The organism is Acinetobacter sp. LF10 (assembly GCF_048585715.1).
Classification (GTDB): Bacteria; Pseudomonadota; Gammaproteobacteria; order Pseudomonadales; family Moraxellaceae; genus Acinetobacter.
On sequence record NZ_CP184160.1, the window covers coordinates 184,366 to 201,116 of the forward strand.

Below are 16,751 nucleotides of genomic sequence, written 5' to 3' on the forward strand. Positions count from 1 at the left end.
AGATGACCAGTCGTGAGGCTGGTCTACTTAAATTGAGTCATAAAATAAAAAGGAAAATTATATGATTGGACAACTGCTCATCGGCTTGATTACTGTCTTACATGTTTATATTTTAGTACTGGAAATGTTTTTGTGGGATAAGCCTTATGGTTTAAAAGCTTTTGGTAATAGTTTGGAAAAAGCTCAGCTCACCAAAGTTTTAGCGCAGAACCAAGGTCTTTATAATGGTTTTCTTGCAGCAGGCTTATTTTGGTCGTTAATTGCCCCTGAAACCTATGCAATCGCATTGGCGAATTTCTTTTTAGGTTGTGTGTTAGTGGCTGGTATTTATGGTGGTTTGACGGCGAGCAAAAAAATTATTTATATCCAATCTGTACCTGCATTGCTTGCTTTAATCGCGGTTCACTTTTTTTAAGCAATAAAGGTATTCACTTCAGCTAGTTTATGTTTTAATGCAACCAGTTTGAGATGAGCCTCATACAGTATATCGGACAATACGATATACGACTAAGCCCCCATGAGGGGCTTTTTTATGTCTATGAAAAATGTAAATAAAGATTAGATAAGCGATTAAGCTTGGTCTAAACCTAACCATTGACGTTGCTGATAAGCGCTATCCCAAAATAACCATTCCAGTTTTGCACCCATAGTGTATGCAGCATGCATTTTAGCCAAAGTGTCTTGATCACAACGTGCTGCCACTTTATCTACAGTTGCAATCACATTGCGCACTGCCGTATTAAATTCTTCACCCGCATAGGTATCAATCCATGCTTGGTATGGATTATTTGGAGCGGATTGACTGACAATGTCTTTACCCACTTCTGCATAAATCCAAAAACAAGGCAGCAATGCTGCCAAAATCACAGGGTAGCTTTCTGACCAAGCCGTTGCGGTTAAAAAAGAAGTGTAATGATGGCAAGCTAGCGTCAAAGGTGTATTTTCAAACTCCTCCTTGCTGACGTCAAACTCCTGCATAAAATCACTATGCAGGCTACGTTCTACAATAATCGCAATTTTTGCTGCTTCGGAAAATTGAATTACATCATCTGCTTCATAGGCTTTTGCCGCAGCTACAGCAAGTGCACGACCATAAGCCAGTAAATAGTGTGCATCTTGAATCACATAATGACAAAAAGCTTTACGATCTAAAGTCCCGTTAGCCAGTTCTTGATTAAATGGCAGTGCTAATATTTTTTGATATAAATCTTGATTACGTTGCCAAACATCTTGGGAAAAAGTCATGTATTTGAACCTATGAACAGCTTATAAATTGAAGAATGATAAAACTATAGCAGAGTCTTTATCTCGATCGCTTTTTCTCAAAATAAGTCTAACAATCTTTTTTATTTTCTAGTGCAAACTCACCTACAATAGGCGCATTTTTATCACCCAACGATTTCACATAAAAGGCTGTTCATGAAGCATTTTCGTTTTTCTATATTCTTTACGGTAGTGTGCTTAGCACTATCTGCCTATTGGGGCTACACGCATGGTCCTGAAGCAGGCGTAGCTACGATGCTTAAAGCATTGACGATTACTGCGATCTTGGCAGTAATGGAAGTTTCGCTATCTTTTGATAATGCTGTGGTAAATGCTTCAGTATTACGTAATTGGGATCATTTCTGGAAAATGATTTTCTTAACGGTGGGTATCTTGATCGCTGTATTTGGTATGCGTTTGATTTTCCCTGTAGTCATCGTTGCAGTTACAGCAGATATGGGGATGGTCGAAGTCGCTAAAATGGCATTGAACGATCCAAAGAGCTATTCAGAACGCTTAATGGCACATCATGCTGAAATTTCAGCGTTTGGTGGCACATTCTTATTGCTCGTATTCTTAAATTTCTTCTTCGATGATGGTAAAGAAACACATTGGTTTAAGTGGTTAGAAGCAAAATTGGCAAATTTAGCCAGTGTACCGGCGATGTCAGTTTTCCTTGCCTTGATTGCCATGATTATTATGGCAGCCAATGTTGACGAATCTATTCGCTTAGCGGTGACAATGGCAGGTATTTGGGGCATTGTGGTCTATATTGGCGTGCAAGTTCTCAGTCACTTATTGGGTGGTGAGCCAGAGATTGATGAAAATGGTAATGCGGTTACGCATGATGCAAATGGGGCTGCTTCAGGTGTCGTGAAAGCTGGATTTGGTGGTTTTTTATATCTTGAAGTCTTAGATGCATCGTTCAGTTTTGATGGTGTGATCGGTGCATTCGCGATTACCAGTGATGTTGTCATTATCATGTTAGGCCTTGCGATTGGCGCAATGTTTGTCCGTTCAATGACAATTTATTTGGTGGAAAAAGGCACGTTGGATGCTTATATTTTCCTTGAGCATGGCGCGCACTATGCAATTGGTGCTTTGGCATTCATTATGATCGCAAGTGGTACAGGTTTACATGTACCTGAAGTTGTAACAGGCCTGATCGGGGTTGCCTTTATCGTTTGGGCTGTGATCGCATCTATTCAATATAGCAAGCGAGAACAGCAAGCTTCTTAAGCTTATTTTCAGCTAAGTGGTATATTTTAAATAAAGGAGCACGATTTGCTCCTTTATTTTTTCTCCTAAAGATTGTGTTTTTCATAATCTACTTACAACCTTGTTAAGCGAATCGCTTATAATTCGCTAAGCCAGTTATAGTGTCTTATCAATAATGAATGCTTTAGAACGCCGTTCAACTTTTGCCTTAAGCAGCATTTTTGCCTTACGCATGTTGGGTTTGTTCATGATTATTCCTGTCTTTTCAGTGGCAGGACAATCTTATCAATATGCCACGCCTGCCCTCATTGGTTTAGCTGTAGGGGTCTATGGTTTAACACAAGCAATTTTGCAGATTCCATTTAGCTTGTTGGCTGATCGTTTTAGTCGTAAACCATTGGTTGTGCTTGGTTTGCTCTTATTTGCGATTGGTGGTGCGATAGCAGGTTTATCTGACACAATTTATGGTGTGATTATTGGTCGTGCGATTGCAGGTGCTGGTGCAGTTTCAGCCGTAGTCATGGCTTTACTGGCCGATGTGACCCGTGAAGAGCAGCGGACCAAAGCCATGGCAGCGATGGGGATGAGTATTGGCTTGTCTTTCGTAGTGGCATTTAGTTTAGGGCCTTGGCTCACTAGCTTAGTGGGTATTTCTGGGCTATTTTTCGTGACAACGATTATGGGATTGGCTGCGATCTTGATGTTATTGCTCGTGCCTAAAGTCACACGACATCATCGTAATTTCCAACAAGGTTATTTATCGCAGTTGAAACAAGTCATTCAAATGGGCGATCTGAATCGCTTGCATGTCTCTGTTTTTTCTCTCCACTTATTGCTCACAGCAATGTTTATTTATATTCCTTCTCAGTTGATTGAATATGCACAAATTCCACTAGCAAAACATGGTTTGATTTATTTGCCATTATTGGTGCTGAGTCTGTTCTTTGCTTTTCCAAGTATTATTATTGCTGAAAAATATCGCAAAATGCGCGGTATTTTCTTGTCAGCAATTGCTGGAATTATTGTGGGTTTACTGATTCTTATTTTTGGTTATGAATCGAAATATGTATTGCTCGCAGGGCTTGGTATTTTCTTTATCGCCTTCAATGTCATGGAAGCGTTATTGCCGTCTTGGTTATCGAAAGTTGCACCTATTCAATCTAAAGCAACTGCGATGGGAATAAATGCCAGTAGTCAATTCTTAGGTGCTTTTTTTGGTGGTACTTTGGGCGGACAGCTTTTGATGTTACAGAATACTGCACTTGGCTGGAGTGTCCTCTCTGGGATTGCTATACTTTGGTTGTTGGTCAGTTTTGGGCTGGCTCAACCTCGATATTTGTCTTCAATTGTGTTGCCTCTACCTCAAATGACACAAACGGATGAATGGACTTCAAAATTGTTGGCAATTCGTGGTATTGAAGAAGTCGTGGTGATGCCTGAACAACAAGTTGCTTATATTAAAGTCGATAAACAGTGTATAGATGATGCTGGGCGACAAGATTTAACGCACTTGATTGGCAAAGAGGTAGCCATTTAAACATAACTCTTATAAAGTAAAACATAGAAATATATAGGATGAAGACAGCTAATGCGTGGTGTGAATAAAGTTATTTTAGTAGGTACTTTGGGTAAAGATCCTGAAACAAAAACTTTTCCAAATGGTGGATCCCTGACTCAATTTTCGATTGCAACAAGTGAGTCTTGGACAGATAAAAATACAGGTGAACGAAAAGAACAAACAGAATGGCATCGTATTGTATTACACAACCGTTTAGGTGAAATTGCTCAGCAATATTTGCGTAAAGGCTCAAAGGTGTATATCGAGGGTTCATTACGTACTCGTCAATGGACAGATCAAAATGGTCAAGAGCGTTACAGTACTGAAATTCGTGGCGATCAAATGCAGATGTTAGATACGCGTCAACAAAGTGAACAAGGCGGCGGTGACTTTAATCAACCACGTTTTAATAACAACAATAACCAAGGTGGTGGTTACCAAAATACGGGTTATAACAACAACCAAAATGGTTATGGTCAGGGTGGTGGTTTTGCTGGCGGTAATCAAGGTAATTATGCAGGTAGTCCACAAGCAGGTAATGGTTTTAATACACCAAAATCAGCACCTCAGCCTGCGACAGCCCCTGCTGATTTAGATGACGATTTACCGTTCTAGTTGGTTGGTTTAGGCTATAAAAAAGCCCTGTCTTAAAATTAAGATGGGGCTTTTTTAATGGTTTCTAGAAAAAAAATTGGGTCGCAGTCTGCAAGAACCTTTCAATGAATGAGTAAAAAATAAATCATAGTTTTTATTTAAGTGTTTGATTTGTATTTTATTCAACAAATAATAAATACAGAATTTTTAAATATGGAGTTTTCTTTTAAAAGTAAAGTTCTCCATTTTTGTGCATATTTTTTTCAATTGGCTCTCTCTTTTATTATAAAAATGGCTCTCGTTTCTTCAGAGCCAAAACGACAAATTAAAGCTATAGGAAGTATGCATACGGAAGCGTCGCTTGAGCTATATTTCTTTCATGATGAGAGATGGATTGAGTGACAAAATTTTTAGGAGATATTCAAACAATATCGAGCATTTGAAGTCTTGAGTTGTTTATATCTTCATAGGTTAAGGAAAATGATATGGCAGCACATCAACATGGTTCTGAAGCCAATCTCTCCCAAAATTTAAAACATGGACTTCAATCACGCCATCTCACCATGATTTCAATTGCAGGTGTGATCGGTGGTTCTTTATTTGTCGGTTCAGGCAGCATTATTTACAACACAGGACCAGTGGTGTTTCTCACTTATGCTTTAGGTGGTTTACTGGTTTGGTTCATTATGCGCATGTTAGGTGAAATGGCGGTTTTAAATCCTGACAGTGGTTCATTTTCAACTTATGCCGATCGTGCGATTGGTCGTTGGGCAGGTTTTTCCATCGGTTGGTTATATTGGTGTACCTTAGCAATGCTGATGGGATGGGAAGCCTATGTGGCTGGAAAAATTTTAAATAGCTGGTTTCCGTTTATTCCCATTTGGGCCTACATGGTGCTGGTGATTGTTGGATTAGTCGCTGTAAATTTACAAAACGTAAAAAATTATGGTGAGTTTGAATTTTGGTTTGCACTCATTAAAGTGATTGCGATTGTGATATTCCTTGTGATCGGTAGTTTAGCCATCATGCACTTATGGCCATGGGGAGATGTATCTGCTTCTGGTGTCAGTAATTTAACTGCGCAAGGCTTTATGCCCAATGGTGCATCATCCGTGATTACGGCGTTACTTGGAGTCATGTTTGCTTATATCGGGGCGGAGATTGTCACGGTCGCGGCGGCAGAGTCTGAAAATCCTTCTAAAGAAATTCGTAAAGCCTCTAACTCAGTGGTGTGGCGGATTGTACTGTTTTACGTCGGTTCAATGTTTGTTGCTGTTTGTTTGATTCCACATAATAACGAATTATTAAAAGACTCAACTTGGGGAACCTATAGTGTGACCTTAAATGCACTGGGTATTCCAGAAGCGCGTCATATCGTTAACTTCGTGGTTTTAACTTCAGTATGTAGCTGTTTTAACTCAGCATTGTATACTTGTTCTCGTATGTTATTTTCATTGTCAAAACGCGGTGATGCACCGAAAAGTTTTGGTTCGGTAAATAGTAAGAGCAGCCCTTGGGTTGGGGTGATTGTGTCGTGCTTTTTCTCAGTGGTTGCTGTGATTTTAACGGCTACGGAAAGTATGAATGTCTACGACTTTTTCATGTTAACTACAGGTGCAGCAACACTGTATGTGTATTTGACCATTGCATATTCTCAGCTGCGTATGCGTAAAAAGCTTGAAGCAGAAGGCACGCCTATTGAGTTTAAAATGTGGTTGTTCCCTTATATAACTTATTTGGTGATCTTTGCGATCATCGGTGCAATTCTCACCATGTTGATTGAAGGCACTTATTTCAAAGAAGTCATCTACACTACAGCACTGTTTGGGATTATCGTATTCTTTGGTTTTGTCTCGCAAAAATTGCGTTGGGGAGAAGAGCGTCGAGCCTCTCACTTAAGCCAAATACATGAAGAAAAATTAGTTTAATTTTTGAAAATAAAAGAGCCTCTTTATTATAGAGGCTCTTTTTTATTTAAGATTTAGAGTTGATTGATGATTAATTGAGTGTGGGAACTTTCGCTTCTCGTAAGCATTGTAATAACACACCAAATGCCATCACCATATCTTTTTCATTGACACAAGCAAAGCCCATGAGCAAACCGCGTTGGGCATGTGCATGCGATTGCATAAAGTATTGAGAAAGTGGACGTACTTTGACGCCACGTTCCAGTGCAGTTGCCGCGATAGCAACATCATCACAATGATCTGGTAATTTTAAAACTAAATGTAAACCGGCCGCCTCATCGTATTCATGAATAAACTCAGATCCAAGATAACGTTGAATTAAGCTGACCAAATAATCCCGACGTTTGCCATACAGTAAGCGCATACGTCGAATATGTGCTTCGTAATGACCTTCACGAATAAATTCAGCGAGCGCTTTTTGCTCGAGCAAATGTCCACCACGATAAAGTTCAGCGGCAACGATACGTAAAGGGGAGAACAGAGGTTTAGGTACAACTAAATAACCAATGCGTAAGGATGGATAAATCGTTTTGCTAAAAGTACCCATGTAGAGCACAGGTGCGTTGCTCTCTAAGCCTTGTAGTGAAGGATAAGGCTGACCTGAAAAACGAAATTCACTGTCATAATCATCTTCCACAATCCAGCTATTGTGCTGACGTGCAATCTGGATGAGTTGTCTACGTCGATCTAAACTTAAATGTGAACCCAATGGATATTGGTGAGATGGGGTCACAAAAATTAATTTAGGGGGCTGTTTGGGCTGTTGTTCAGGAATAATACCTTCCGCATCTACGGGCATGGGTTGAATGTGTACGCCATTAATTCGCAACGTGTTCCGCATTCCCCAATAAGCCGGATCTTCAATCCAAACGTGATCACCAATATCGCTGAGTGCGCGAGATACTAAATCAATCGCTTGATGAATGCCCTCAGTAATAATGATTTGGTCTGCATCACATTGCACTGAACGAGCAACACGTAAATAATCAGCCAAGGCACTACGTAGTTCAATGCAGCCACCTGCATTACTATAAATAAGTCGATTGACATCAGGTTCGCGACTTAAACGCGCTTGTATACGACTAAAAATATGATGAGGAAATTCGGTTACATCAGGTGCACCAGGTACAAAGGCTCCCCATTGATGCGGTGATGCAGCAGCATAACCCAATAAGTTTGAGCCGCGTTGTGATAGCACGTATGAGCTTTGAACTTTTGTCAGCTCAGGAGCTTTCTTTTTATTCTTGGTATTTAAGAAACTTTCAGGCAGTTTTTCTGCCACCCATGTGCCATGCCCTGTCCGCGCTTCTAAATAACCTTCAGCTTGTAATTGTTCATACGCCGTTAAAACGGTATTTCGTGAGACGTGAATTTCGCTGGCCAAATCCCGCGAAGCAGGCAACCGTGTCATCGGTTGAACCACGCCATCAATAATGGCAGCGCGTAAACAGCGAAAAAGGCGCTGATGTAGTTTTCCCTCAGTGTCCTGTTGGAGTCTTTGTAGCAAATGATCTCCAAGTAAACTACGCAATTGGCTCTCTCCTAGACTTTAAAAATGGCTCTCGTCACTTGCCTTCAGACGAGCGAAATTACAGCTATAGGCAGTCATTCTATCGCATCCTAAAAATCGACCCTTAGGATGTAAGACTAAAGCTGTAACTGATGATGAAATATGAGGGAATAAAATGGACACTCAACATTCTGCACTTAATGTTCGTAAACAGCAAGCAACCCCACGTGGCGTAGGTGTGATGTGTCAGTGGTATGCAGAAAAAGCCGAAAATGCAACCATTTGGGACAAGGAAGGCAAGCAATATATCGATTTTGCAGGTGGTATTGCAGTACTCAATACAGGGCATCGTCATCCGAAAGTGATCGCTGCGGTAACAGAGCAACTGACGAAATTTACCCATACGGCTTATCAAGTGACACCTTATGAAAGTTATGTGGCTTTGGCTGAACGTATCAATCAGCGTGCACCAATTGAAGGTGCAGCCAAAACAGCATTTTTCACCACAGGTGCAGAAGCAGTTGAAAATGCAGTGAAGATTGCACGTTCATATACAGGTCGTCACGGCATCATTACTTTTGGTAACGGTTTCCATGGTCGCTCATTTATGACGATGGCAATGACAGGTAAAACGGCACCCTACAAACGTGATTTTGGTGTAATGCCAGCAGGCGTATTCCATGCACGTTATCCAGTGCCAGAAAAAGGCATCTCGGTTGCAGCAGCGATTGATAGCGTTGAAGATATTTTTAGCGAAGATATTGCGCCACATGATGTTGCGGCAATTGTACTTGAACCTGTACAAGGTGAAGGTGGTTTCAACATTGTACCTGTTGAGTTTTTAAAACGCTTACGTGCGCTGTGTGATAAGCATGGTATTTTATTGATCGCAGATGAAGTGCAGTCTGGTTTTGCCCGTACAGGTCAATTATTCGCCATGGATCATTATGAAACCAAGGTTGATCTGATCACGATGGCGAAAAGCTTGGGTGGTGGCTTCCCGATCTCTGGTGTAGTGGGGCGTGCGGAAGTGATGGATGCGCCAAATCCAGGCGGTTTAGGAGGTACCTATGCAGGTAGCCCAATCGCGGTTGCTGCTGCGCATGCGGTAATTGATGCAATTGAAGAAGAAAACTTGTGTGAGCGTGCCAACGAGCTGGGTGCAGAGTTGGTTACTGTTTTAAAAGAAATCCAAGATACTTCCAGTGAAGTTGTTACTCAAATTCGTGCTTTGGGTTCGATGGTCGCTGCCGAGCTAGAAACAGCTGAACAAGCAAAAGCTGTACAAAGTTTTGCTATGGAACATGGTTTATTGATTCTCACTTGTGGTAAATACGGTAATGTCATTCGTTTCCTATATCCGTTAACCATTCCTGCTGAGCAATTCCGTCAAGGTCTTGATATTTTAAAACAAGGTTTTGCAGCATTAACAGCAGACAGTGCACAAGCAGTGGAGCAATCTGCATGATTCAAAACAATTTGCAGTATTTATTACAGCACCCCGATATTTCACTAGCTGCACCAGCTGCGCATAACGATATCGAAGTGAAAGATGCTGCGACAGGTGAAACACTGGCATGGGTGAAAAGTTATGACCGTGCTGGTGTTGAAGCCGCTATTCATCGTTCAGCCCAAGCGCAAGCTGCATGGAAAAAGCAAACCGCTTTAGTTCGTGCTGATGTACTGTTGGCATGGTATCAATTGATGCTTGAGCATAAAGAAAATCTCGCTCAGATTTTAACTGCCGAGCAAGGTAAACCGTTGGCTGAAGCCCGTGGTGAGATTAGTTATGCCGCTTCATTCATTCGTTGGTTTGCAGAACAAGCTCGTCGTATTGATGGTGAGGTATTAACACCAACATTGCCAAATCAACGTTTGCTTGTGATTAAACAAGCAATTGGGGTAACTGCTGCAATAACGCCGTGGAATTTCCCTGCGGCGATGATCACACGCAAAGCTGCACCAGCAATTGCTGCGGGTTGTTCGATGTTGGTCAAACCAGCTGAACAAACACCTTTAACTGCATATGCACTGGAAGTGTTGGCTCTAAAAGCAGGTTTGCCTGCCGATATCTTGTTAAATATCAGTGGTGATGCGATTGAAGTTGGCAAAACACTGTGCGAGAGCGATATTGTACGTAAGTTAAGCTTTACAGGTTCAACCCAAGTGGGGCGCATTTTAATGCAGCAATGTGCGCCAACCATTAAGAAACTATCGCTCGAATTGGGTGGTAATGCACCTGTGTTGGTGTTTGATGATGCCAATCTCGATCAAGCCGTTCAGGGCATTATGGCGAGCAAATATCGCAATAGTGGTCAGACTTGTGTCTGTGCGAATCGAATTTATGTACAAGATGGTATTTATGATGCTTTGGCAGATCGTTTAGTCGAAGCTGTGTCTAAGCTACAAGTCGGTGATGGTCGTCAGGAAGCATCAACCCAAGGTCCATTGATTGATGAAGATGCAATTGCCAAAGTTCAGTCACATATTGCTGATGCGACTGCAAAAGGCGCGACAGTACGTATTGGTGGTCAGCGTTCAGCATTAGGTGGTACTTTCTTTGAACCAACAGTACTCACCAATGTTACTCAAGACATGAAAGTGTCGAAAGAGGAAACCTTTGGCCCACTTGCGCCGTTATTCCGTTTCAAAACTGAAGATGACGCAGTGGCAATGGCAAATGACACTGAATTTGGTTTGGCGGCTTATGTGTTTACTCAAAGCGCAGCTCGTCAATGGCGAGTGGGTGAAGCGCTTGAATATGGCATGGTTGGAATTAACACGGGAGCAATCTCAAATGAAGTTGCGCCGTTCGGCGGCGTTAAACAATCTGGTTTAGGTCGTGAAGGTTCAAAGTTTGGTATCGATGAATATCTCGAAATGAAGTACTTGTGTATCGATTTATTTGAGTAAATCTTGGGTAATTGAACACTCAAATCTGTTTGATAAAAAACGATCATGCCCATTCATGATCGTTTTTTATTTGTTAGGTCGGGCTATAGCCGTGATGACTTTCAGGCAAACGTCTTAAATTTTCAATCAGCATTTCAAGCAATTTTTCAACCACAAGACTTTGTCCTTTGCGGGATGCGTATACCAATTGGACGGTGCCCCGATTTGATTTTCATTCGGGCAGGATATGGATAAGGTGTCCTTTTTGAATATCAGCCTGAACGGTTAAATAAGGCAGGTCTGCGATACCTAAACCATCACGAACCGCATAATAAACGCCTGCCAAATCATTGCTTCGAATCCTCGGTGAATAGGCAACATCAACAGTTTCATCATGATTTATATTGCATAAATGCCAATGATATTGGGTTTTTTGGATGCCTAAAGCCACACTTGGATAGGAGTGCAATTCTGAATAATGTCGAATCTGTTGACCTTGCAGTAATTCTGGAGCAGCGACCAAACAATGTTCAGTTTGAATCACATCTCGTATGATTAAACTAGAATCTTCGTTGGGTTCAAAACTGGTACGTATTGCAATATCAATATCATCATGTAAAACGTCAACACGACGGCTAGTGAGTTCTAGAGCGATTTAAACTTTAGGGTAGTTTTTTAAGAACTGACTGAGTAACTGACGAACCTGAAAGTGCATCATTAATGGTGGACAACTTATTTTAACCAGACCTTGTGGTTCACTTTTTTGTTTTAATAAAACATTTTCAGCGCATTCAACTTGTGCAATCACCTTACAACATTCTTCATAAAACTCTTGCCCTAATGCGGTCACTTTAAAATGACGTGTTGTTCGTTGAATGAGACTGAGATTAAACTTTGTTTCAAGCTCAATAATACGACGGCTCAGTTTAGATTTACTGATATTTTCAGCTTCACTGGCAGCACTAAAACCGCCGTGTTTAACCACGAGATGGAAATAATGAAAATCATCAAATGAATTAATCAAGGTGGGGCGAGTCCTATCACTATGCAAAATTAGAATAGCATTAACGTTCCTAATCTGTAGATGTGGTTTATCTTTTCGAGGTATTTTGAACCGCACTGTTCATCAAGTTGCGATAAGCAGGAGTGTTCTTGATCATGACGTCGTTTGAAGTGTTGTTTTAAATGATGCTAATCAAAATATTCAGATGTCAGAAGTACAAAAAATGAGATGAACAATATTTAAAATAGGGTGATGAATGAAAATATGAATTTCAAATACCGATAAACGATAAATTGTCCTATTTATAGAATAATGTGTTGCCAATCCATTTCTATAAGCTCTAATCACTGAAGCGTAAAATGAATCCCAAGAAAAGAATTTCCTGAATAGGAGAAACTAAAATGAAGAAAATTCTTGGGATCTATCAAAATAAACATATGCATTGGGTGGGTGATGGTTTCCCAGTGTACAACTTGTTTTCCTATGATCGTTTGGGACAAATGATTAGCCCATTTCTACTGCTAGATTATGCTGCACCTTACTGCTTTGAGCCGACTACTGCTCAACAAGGGGTGGGTACACATCCGCATCGCGGTTTTGAGACAGTGACGATTGCTTATCAGGGCGAAGTGACACATCAAGATTCAAGTGGCGGTGGTGGCACAATTAAAGCAGGTGATGTGCAATGGATGACGGCTGGAGGTGGAGTCCTACACCAAGAATTTCATTCCCCTGAATTTGCGCATCAAGGTGGTTTATTTGAAATGGTGCAATTATGGGTGAATTTGCCAGCTCATTCGAAAATGACGCCTGCAAAATACCAAGCCATTGAAGCCGCTCAAATTCAAAGCATCAGCTTAGATGATGTTGGTAGTGAGTTACGTATCATCGCAGGGCAATACCAAGAGAGAGTGGGCGCAGCAACCACGTTTAGCCCTGTCAATGTTTGGGATGGTAAAATTGTGGCAGGTCAAGCGCACACGTTTTATGTGACCGAAGGACATACCACATTGTTGGTGGTACTTTCTGGTGAGGTGATTTTAAATGATGCTCAACACATTGAAGCACCAAGCTTGGTTGTACTGAGCCGTGAAGAAATTGATTTTACGATCAAGGCTGAGCAAGACAGTAAATTCTTGATTTTAACGGGTCAACCTTTGAATGAACCGATTGAAGGTTATGGGCCATTTGTGATGAACAATAAGGCTGAAATCATGGATGCGATCAATGATTTTAATCATGGCAAATTTGGCAGCATGTAAAGCTCAATTTTCCTTATATACAGACATATAAGAAAGCCCATAACTCCTTTAAAGTTATGGGCTTTCGCTATAAGGCTCTCTATTGATTATTTTAATATTAGGTCACTTATTATTGTACAGTTTGTTACGTGACTCGATTCTGATTATTGTTTAATCACAATAGCGCTAAATTTCAGCTTTGCAAAGCCCTTGAGATCGTAAAAATGATGAAATAAAGAATGTTCTGTCTACAGCCCTTGAATAAGTGAACATTATCATTAAGTTAAGAGAAAAATAGAAATCATGCTAAAATGTAACAAGAAATGACCGATGTTGCTAAGACAAAAGTCTAGCTTAAATGCAGAATCTGGTATTTTTTAATACCGTGTTTAAGTTAACTATCAGTCATAATCAAGAAAAATCATCAACTGATGGGACATAATTTTGGATATTGCAATAATCGGCAGTGGAATGGCGGGACTTGCCTCAGCCAGAATCCTACATGATGCAGGGCATAAAGTGACAATATTCGAAGCACTCGCAGGGCGAGGCATGGATAGTCACAGTATTGACTTTGATGGTGGCATAATTGATGCGCCATTACGTGTGATGAATCCCAAGCTTTGGAAAAATACGCTAAGCCTAGCAAGTTACTTAGGCATAGAAACTTTTCCAGTACGCACATTTATGGCCTGTAGTTGGCTATTTGAAGATAAAACAGATACTTGGTTGACCACTTCTCGTAGCCGTATTGGTAATTTCCCAATTATTAATAACCGTAAAGGCATACAGCAATATGGTTGGCGTTTAGTCAAAGGCATGTTGCAATTAAAAACCGCCGTACATCAATTTTTCAAATCAGAGAATCAAGACATCACCTTAGCCGAATTCATGAATCAATATCATATTGAAGAAGTGTTTTGGCATGGGACGGTGATGCCCGTTCTTTATACGATTTGTACATGTCATCCAAAAACGATTGGTGAGTGGCCAGCCAAGCCCCTATTAGAATTTATTCGCCAACTCACAGAAGGTGAAGCCTTATTAAGAATGAAAGGTGGAACACCTGCTTTAGTAAAACGTTTAATTGAGGGTATTACAATCCATAGTGGTTCACCTGTTCATAAAGTTGAGGAACAAGGTGATAAAATTTTGGTAGAAAATGGACAAGGTGAGAGCCAATTATTCGATCGAGTCGTGATCGCAACACCAACGCCTGTGATTGAAAATTTCTTGAAGCAACCACAATTTGCAGATGATCTCGCACTATTGAAAAAGTTCCGTTTTGAACAAGGTGATTTGGTTATTCACACCGATTCAATCGTGATGCCACAACGCCGCAAAGATTGGGCGGTATTAAGTTATATGATGGATCGGAATTTTAGTCGCCAGCAATTTACCGTGTGGATTAATTCGATCGAACCAAGCTTGGTTGGAAAAAATGCCGTATTCCAAACATGGTGTCCTGTAATTGATATTGACCCTAAGAAAATTATTTCTAAAGTACATCTCACGCGGGCGGTTGTTGATTCAGAAACGGTTGCGTTGAATAAACAAATCCAGCAACGCCATTTAGACTTAAATCGTAAAGTGTTCTATTGCGGTTCATGGTCATGTGATGGTTTGCCAATTTTAGAGTCAGCAGTCACTTCTGCAATCCATATTTCTGAAATCTTAGGCGCACCACTACCTTTCGTTGGGCTTAAACCAAAAGTTACAGTTGCACCTGAACTCGGTTATTAAATATGGCTTACTTCAAGCAAAGATTGATTGAGAAAGTTTTCGGACATAAATATGCAATAGATGCAAAACGTCTTGGAGATGATTCTCTACTTGCTTGGAGTAATTTAGGCTATTGGCAAGACCAGCATCATGATTATCCACAGGCTTGCCAAAGTCTAGCTGATCAAATCGCTGTTTCTGTTCAACTCAAAAAAGACGATAAAGTTTTAGATATTGGTTGTGGGCAAGGTGCGAGTCTATTGCACTGGCTTAAACAGTATCAAATTGAACAGTTAAGTGCAGTTGAATTACAAGCGGATTGCGTCAAACGAATTCAAAAACAACTCCCGCAAGTTCAAATTTACTGTGAAAATTTTTTGAATTTAAACCAACAGCATTTTTTAAATTCATTTGATGTGATTGTCTGTATTGATGCGGCTTATCACAGTGATTTGAATTCATTTCTCAATTCGACATCTTTGGTTTTGAATTCAAAAGGTCGAATCGCATTTCATTATTTGATGTGGTCAGATGCTTGGCAAGAGTGTTCGAATTTAAAAAAGCAACAATATCGTTATTTGCTCAAAAGTGCTGATGTGAATTGGCAAAATTTAATGGATGAACAACAACTGACACAAAAGCTTATACAAAAAGGATTTACCGAGATTGAAATTCAGGATTTTTCCAAACCTGTTTTAAATGGTTTTGCTGTCTATATTGAAAATAAGAGAAAAGAAAGGAAAGATTTTGACTTAGCACAATTAAAAATTGAGATGACCGCCAAGTTGTGCCGAAAACTCTACCAAGATGGATTAGTACGTTATATTCAGGTCAACGCAGTTAAAAATTAGACAATAAAAAAGACTTAATCTTTAAAATTAAGCCTTTTTTGAATTTGATGGTGCCGGCACACGGATTCGAACTGTGGACCTACTGATTACAAGTCAGTTGCTCTACCAACTGAGCTATGCCGGCAACGTGGCGAGAATTTTACAGAATCTATTTAAAAAAACAAGCGAAAAAATGAGCAATTAGGTGGATTTAATTCGATTGTGGGATTTTTATCCATTTTTATTTAAGTATTTAGTGCATATACATAAGAATCAATCACTTCACCTGTACTTAAATACGCTTTAACAGGGACGCGTTGATAGCCTGCACCTTCAAATTCATCGAGTTCTTGCCAATTTTGTTCTAAATTGTCTGAGAAAAAGACAAAGCCAGAGACTTGATGTTCGCTTTGATCCAACACAATCCCCGGAAACCCGAGTTCTGCACCCCAACCTTGTTCTTTTAGTTTGCCAAATACATGTGCTTCTGCCCAAGTACCACCAATTTTTTCCATAATATGAGCGTTGGGACGATTTGGTCCTAACGTACCGTAAACAAATAAACTAAGCATAAATAAATGTATAAATTAAAAAGGGTGGTTTAGCAAATAGGATAAATCAAGAATGGGGACTTTTTATTTCATGATTTTTTGATCAAAAATCATTTAAAAATTTGAATGGGATTTTTTAAATATATGTCTTTTGATGTCGCCATCTGTACCATTTCAGCAGTTTCCGTAGAAATTTGGGGGTAAAAAAAATAGGGGTAAATTATTTTAACCCCAGTTATACCCCCCAACTATCTCAGAATTCAATAGGATCAATTGGAAAACATAAGGCAATAAAAAAAGCTTAAACCCTTTGGATTTAAGCTTTTAGGACTCTATTAGACATCATAGAAACTAAATTTGGCGAGAGAGGGAATAAACTTATTAATTTAAGCGTATGATAAA

At 40.1% G+C, this 16,751-nt stretch carries 13 protein-coding genes, 1 tRNA gene and 1 pseudogene; 10 read left to right on the forward strand and 5 right to left on the reverse strand.

From position 1 onward, the window contains the following. The first annotated feature begins 61 nt into the window (after positions 1-61). Entirely contained in the window at positions 62-415 is a 354-nt protein-coding gene (locus ACN19N_RS00855; protein WP_420001803.1) for a DUF1304 domain-containing protein, read from the forward strand. Positions 416-570: 155 nt separating this feature from the next. On the opposite strand, the gene tenA is transcribed toward ACN19N_RS00855, so the two are convergent. Further along, the gene (tenA, locus tag ACN19N_RS00860; protein WP_269229376.1) at positions 571-1,245 is read right to left on the reverse strand and encodes a thiaminase II; all 675 of its coding nucleotides are present in this window, start codon (positions 1,243-1,245) and stop codon (positions 571-573) included. A gap of 174 nt (positions 1,246-1,419) precedes the next feature. Between tenA and ACN19N_RS00865 the strand changes: the two genes are divergently transcribed. The 4 genes from ACN19N_RS00865 to ACN19N_RS00880 all read left to right on the forward strand — a co-directional run bounded on the left by ACN19N_RS00865 (position 1,420) and on the right by ACN19N_RS00880 (position 6,561). Further along, entirely contained in the window at positions 1,420-2,502 is a 1,083-nt protein-coding gene (locus tag ACN19N_RS00865) for a DUF475 domain-containing protein (protein WP_269229377.1), read from the forward strand. A 151-nt stretch (positions 2,503-2,653) separates the two neighbouring features. Continuing rightward, on the forward strand, positions 2,654-4,018 hold the full coding sequence (locus ACN19N_RS00870) for an MFS transporter (RefSeq protein ID WP_034602552.1): 1,365 nt from the start codon (positions 2,654-2,656) through the stop codon (positions 4,016-4,018). A gap of 51 nt (positions 4,019-4,069) precedes the next feature. Beyond that, positions 4,070-4,654 (forward strand): single-stranded DNA-binding protein, encoded by a 585-nt coding sequence (gene ssb, locus ACN19N_RS00875; protein WP_005156773.1) that lies wholly within the window; start codon positions 4,070-4,072, stop codon positions 4,652-4,654. Positions 4,655-5,118: 464 nt separating this feature from the next. Further along, complete coding sequence (locus ACN19N_RS00880) at positions 5,119-6,561, forward strand: amino acid permease (protein ID WP_269229378.1); 1,443 nt, start codon at positions 5,119-5,121, stop codon at positions 6,559-6,561. Positions 6,562-6,631: 70 nt separating this feature from the next. On the opposite strand, the gene ACN19N_RS00885 is transcribed toward ACN19N_RS00880, so the two are convergent. Beyond that, positions 6,632-8,131 (reverse strand): PLP-dependent aminotransferase family protein, encoded by a 1,500-nt coding sequence (locus ACN19N_RS00885; protein WP_269229379.1) that lies wholly within the window; start codon positions 8,129-8,131, stop codon positions 6,632-6,634. Positions 8,132-8,285: 154 nt separating this feature from the next. On the opposite strand from ACN19N_RS00885, the gene gabT reads away from it, so the two are divergent. Continuing rightward, the gene (gene gabT, locus ACN19N_RS00890; RefSeq protein ID WP_269238679.1) at positions 8,286-9,578 is read left to right on the forward strand and encodes a 4-aminobutyrate--2-oxoglutarate transaminase; all 1,293 of its coding nucleotides are present in this window, start codon (positions 8,286-8,288) and stop codon (positions 9,576-9,578) included. Continuing rightward, positions 9,575-11,023 carry an NAD-dependent succinate-semialdehyde dehydrogenase gene (locus ACN19N_RS00895; RefSeq protein WP_420001804.1) on the forward strand — a complete coding sequence of 483 codons (1,449 nt, stop codon included), beginning with the start codon at positions 9,575-9,577 and terminating at the stop codon, positions 11,021-11,023. The genes gabT and ACN19N_RS00895 overlap by 4 nt, the downstream gene beginning before the upstream one ends. Positions 11,024-11,096: 73 nt before the next feature. Here ACN19N_RS00895 and ACN19N_RS00900 read toward each other — a convergent pair. Further along, a pseudogene (locus tag ACN19N_RS00900) lies at positions 11,097-12,062 on the reverse strand (LysR substrate-binding domain-containing protein). Positions 12,063-12,406: 344 nt separating this feature from the next. Here ACN19N_RS00900 and ACN19N_RS00905 point away from each other — a divergent pair. The 3 genes from ACN19N_RS00905 (at position 12,407) to ACN19N_RS00915 (ending at position 15,819) form a co-directional block, all read left to right on the forward strand. Next, positions 12,407-13,267 (forward strand): pirin family protein, encoded by an 861-nt coding sequence (locus ACN19N_RS00905; protein ID WP_293744106.1) that lies wholly within the window; start codon positions 12,407-12,409, stop codon positions 13,265-13,267. Between the two features lie 423 nt (positions 13,268-13,690). Next, positions 13,691-14,989: an FAD-dependent oxidoreductase gene (locus tag ACN19N_RS00910; protein ID WP_420001805.1), complete on the forward strand. Its 1,299-nt coding sequence runs from the start codon at positions 13,691-13,693 to the stop codon at positions 14,987-14,989. Between the two features lie 2 nt (positions 14,990-14,991). Next, the gene (locus tag ACN19N_RS00915) at positions 14,992-15,819 is read left to right on the forward strand and encodes an SAM-dependent methyltransferase (protein ID WP_420001806.1); all 828 of its coding nucleotides are present in this window, start codon (positions 14,992-14,994) and stop codon (positions 15,817-15,819) included. Between the two features lie 48 nt (positions 15,820-15,867). Here the strand turns inward: ACN19N_RS00915 and ACN19N_RS00920 are convergent. Further along, positions 15,868-15,943, reverse strand: a tRNA-Thr gene (locus ACN19N_RS00920). A gap of 100 nt (positions 15,944-16,043) precedes the next feature. Then, a complete protein-coding gene (locus tag ACN19N_RS00925) occupies positions 16,044-16,370 on the reverse strand; it encodes a gamma-glutamylcyclotransferase family protein (protein ID WP_269238675.1) in 327 nt (108 codons plus the stop codon). Positions 16,371-16,751: the final 381 nt, after the last annotated feature.